At 74.1% G+C, this 4,430-nt stretch carries 1 protein-coding gene; it reads left to right on the forward strand.

The genetic code is table 11. The features are described from left to right. A partial coding sequence (locus tag AB0K25_RS31665; RefSeq protein ID WP_363824007.1) for a type I polyketide synthase occupies window positions 1-4,430 on the forward strand: 4,430 nt, incomplete at both ends.

Consider the following 4,430-nt stretch of genomic DNA (forward strand, 5'->3'; position numbering starts at 1 on the left):
GAGTGCAGTGCGCACCCGGTGCTGACCATGGGGGTGGAGGAGACCGCCGCCGACGCGGGTGTCGAGGTGGCCGCCGTCGGGTCGCTGCGCCGGGGTGAGGGTGGGCTGCGTCGTTGGCTCACCTCGCTCGGTGAGGCGTTCGCCCGGGGCGTCACCGTCGACTGGTCGCCGGTGCTGCCGGCGCGTCCGCGCGTCGAGGTGCCGCTGCCGACGTACCCGTTCCAGCGCCGCCGCTACTGGATCGACGCGACCAGCGGGGCGGCCGACGTGGCGTCGGTCGGCCTCGGTGCGGCCGGGCACCCGCTGTGGGGGGCGTCGGTGTCGATGGCCGAGTCGGGTGAGGTGTTGTTCACCGGCCGGATCTCGCTGGACACCCACCCGTGGCTGGCCGACCACGCCGTCAACGGCACCGTCCTGCTGCCCGGGGCGGCCTTCGTCGAGCTGGTGCTGCACGCCGGTGACCACGTCGGCCTCGCCCACCTGGAGGAGCTGACCCTGCACGCCCCGCTGCTGCTCGCCGAGCGCGCGGCCGTGCAGGTGCAGCTGCTGATGACCGCCGCCGACGAGTCCACCCGGCGTACCGTCAGCGTGCACTCCCGGGCCGAGCACGCCGAGGTGGACCTGCCGTGGACCCGGCACGCCACCGGCGTGCTCGCCGACACCCCGGCCGCCGCCGACTTCGACCTGGTGGCGTGGCCGCCGTCGGGTGCGGTGCCGGTGCCGACGGCGGGGTTGTATGACGAGCTGGTGGTGCAGGGGTACGAGTATGGTCCGGTGTTCCAGGGGGTGCAGGCTGCCTGGCGGGTTGGTGAGGTGGTGTTTGCTGAGGTTGCGCTTCCGGAGGAGGCGCATGGTGAGGCGTCGCGGTTCGGGGTGCATCCGGCGTTGTTGGATGCGGCGTTGCAGGTGGTGGGGATCGGTGAGGCGGTGCCGGTGGGTCGTCCGCCGTATCTGCCGTTCGCCTGGACGGATGTGACGCTGCACGCGACGGGCGCCACCGCCCTGCGGGTGAAGGTCACCCCGACCGGCCCGGATGCGGTCACCCTGCACCTGACCGACCCGACCGGTGCGCCGGTCGCCGAGATCGGTTCCCTGGTGTCCCGGCCGGTGCAGCTCACCACCGCCCCCACCGAGGGCAACCTCTACCGGATCGACTGGACCGCCGTGCCGGTGGCCGCGGCCCCGGCCCCTTCCTGGGCCCACCTGGAGGACCTCGCCGACGACGTACCGGAGCTGGTGCTCGCCCGACTCACCCACCAGGACGCCGCCCTCGACCCGGCCACCACGGCGGAGCCGGTAGGGGACGTCGAGGTGGCCGGGCGGGCTGCGGTCGGTGCGGCGCTCGCGCTGCTCCAGCGCTGGCTGGCCGACCCCCGGTTGGCCGAGTCCCGGCTGGTGGTGCTCACCGACGGTGCGGCCGACCAGGTCACCGACCTGGCCCACGCCCCGGTCTGGGGCCTGGTCCGCGCCGCGCAGGCGGAGAACCCCGGTCAGTTCGTGCTGGTGGATGCCGTTCCGGAGACTCCGGTGGAGGAGATTCTGGCGGCGGTGGGGACTGGTGAGCCGGAGTTGTCGCTGCGGGACGGTCAGGTGCGGGTGCCGCGTCTGGCGCGCGCGAGCACCACGGCGCAGCCGTGGCGGGCCGACGGCACCGTGCTGGTGACCGGTGGCACCGGTGTGCTGGGCGCGCTGGTGGCCCGGCACCTGGTGGAGGTGCACGGGGTGCGGGACCTGGTGCTGACCTCGCGGCGTGGGTTGACCGCGCCGGGCGCGGTGGAGTTGCGGGACGAGTTGGTGGCGTTGGGTGCCTCCGTGGAGGTGGTGGCCGCCGACCTGGCCGACCGGGACGCCGTCGCCGCCCTGCTGGACGGCATCCCGGCGTTGACCGCCGTCGTGCACACCACCGGCGCGTTGGACGACGGCACCGTCGCGGCGTTCACCGACGCGCAGCTCGACACCGTGTGGCGGGCCAAGGCCACCCCGGCCTGGCACCTGCACGACCTCACCCGGGACCGCGAGCTGTCCGCGTTCGTGCTGTTCTCCTCGGCCGCCGGCGTGGTCGACGGCTCCGGGCAGGGCAACTATGCCGCCGCGAACGTCTTCGTCGACGCCCTGGCCGCGCACCGGCGGGCGCTCGGCCTGCCGGCGGTCTCCCTGGCCTGGGGTTTCTGGGAGGAACGCAGCGGGATGACCGCGCACCTCGGCGACGCCGACGTGGCCCGGATGGCCCGTTCCGGCGTGCTCGGGATCAGCACCGACCAGGGTCTCGCCCTGCTCGACGCGGCGGTCGCCACCGACGAGCCGCTGCTGGTGCCGATCCGGCTGGACACCGCCGCGCTGCGCGCCCAGGGCCAGCAGCTCCCGGCCCTGTTCCGGGGCCTGGTCCGGCTCCCGGCCCGCCGCGCCGCCGGCACCGGCCCGACGCCGGTCGGCGGTTCGGCACTGCACCGGCAACTGCTCGGCCTCGCCGACGCCGACCAGCGGCGGCTCCTGCTCGACCTGGTCCGGGGCAACGTGGCCGGGGTGCTCGGCCACGACAGCCCGGCCACCGTCGAGCCGTCCCGGGCGTTCCGGGAACTCGGCTTCGACTCGCTGGCCGCCGTGGAGCTGCGCAACAAGCTCAACACCGCCACCGGGCTGCGGCTGCCGGCGACCCTGGTCTTCGACTACCCCAACCCGACCGCGCTCGCCGACTACCTGCACACCAGGATCCTCGGCGCGGCCACCCCGCAGGCCCCGACCGTGGCCACCCCCGTCGCCGACGACGAACCCGTCGCCATCGTGGCGATGAGCTGCCGCTTCCCCGGCGGGGTCCGCACCCCCGAGGACCTGTGGCGACTGCTTGCCGACGGCACCGACGCGATCACCCCGTTCCCCACCGACCGGGGCTGGGACCTGGTCGGCATGTACGACCCGGAGCCCGGCAAGCCCGGCAAGACGTACTCGATGGAGGGTGGTTTCCTCTACGACGCGGCCGACTTCGACGCGGACTTCTTCGGGATCAGCCCGCGTGAGGCGGTCGCGATGGACCCGCAGCAGCGGTTGCTGCTGGAAACCTCGTGGGAGGCGCTGGAGCGGGCCGGCATCGACCCGAACTCGCTGCGCGGCAGCCTCACCGGTGTCTTCGCCGGGGTCATGTACCACGACTACGCCAGCCGGCTGCCCGAGGTGCCCGAGGAACTCGCCGGTTACCTGGGCAACGGCAGCATGGCAAGCGTCGCGTCCGGCCGCATCGCCTACACCCTCGGCCTGGAGGGGCCGGCGGTCAGCGTCGACACCGCGTGCTCGTCGTCGCTGGTCGCGATCCACCTGGCCGTGCAGGCGCTGCGCTCCGGCGAGTGCACGCTCGCACTGGCCGGTGGCGTCACCGTCATGTCCACCCCGGACACGTTCATCGAGTTCAGCCTCCAGCGGGGCCTGGCCACCGACCACCGGTGCAAGTCCTTCGCAGCCGGCGCGGACGGCACGGCGATGTCCGAGGGTGTCGGCATGCTGCTGCTGGAGCGCCTCTCCGACGCCGAACGCAACGGTCACCACGTCCTCGCCGTGGTACGGGGTTCGGCGATCAACCAGGACGGCGCGTCCAACGGGTTGACCGCGCCGAACGGCCCCTCGCAGCAGCGGGTGATCCGGCAGGCCCTGGCGGCGGCCGGTGGCATCCCGGCGACCGAGGTGGACGCCGTCGAGGCGCACGGCACCGGCACCACCCTCGGTGACCCGATCGAGGCGCAGGCGCTGCTGGCCACCTACGGGCAGGAACGGCCCGGGGACCGGCCGCTCTGGCTCGGCTCGGTGAAGTCGAACATCGGCCACACCCAGGGCGCGGCCGGCGTCGCCGGTGTGATCAAGATGGTGCTGGCGATGCGCAACGGGGTGCTGCCCCGCACCCTGCACGTGGACGAGCCCACCCCGCAGGTGGACTGGTCGGCCGGGGCGGTCCGGCTGCTCACCGAGACGCAGCCGTGGCCGGCACTGGAGCGGCCCCGCCGGGCGGGCGTGTCGTCGTTCGGCATCAGCGGCACCAACGCCCACGTCATCCTCGAACAGGCGCCCCCAGCCGACGAGCCCCCGGTCGACGCTCCCGAGCCGGAGCTGCTGCCCTGGGTGCTGTCGGCCCGCACCGACCAGGCCCTGCGGGAGCAGGCCGCCCGGGTGGCCGACGTCGCGGGCGACGAGTCCGTCAAGGCCGGTGACCTCGCGTACGCGCTGGCGACCGGGCGGGCGCTGCTCGACCGGCGCACGGTGATCGTCGGCGACCGGCGCGACTTCGTCGCCGGGGCGCGGGCGTTCGCCGACAACGGCACCGCCCCCGGCGTGCTCCAGGGCGGCACGGTGTTCGTGTTCCCGGGGCAGGGTTCGCAGTGGGTGGGGATGGCGGTGGAGTTGTTGGATTCGTCTCCGGTGTTTGCGGAGCGGGTTGGTGAGTGTGG

This window comes from Micromonospora sp. NPDC049257 (genome assembly GCF_040678915.1).
GTDB lineage: Bacteria > Actinomycetota > Actinomycetes > Mycobacteriales > Micromonosporaceae > Micromonospora > Micromonospora antibiotica.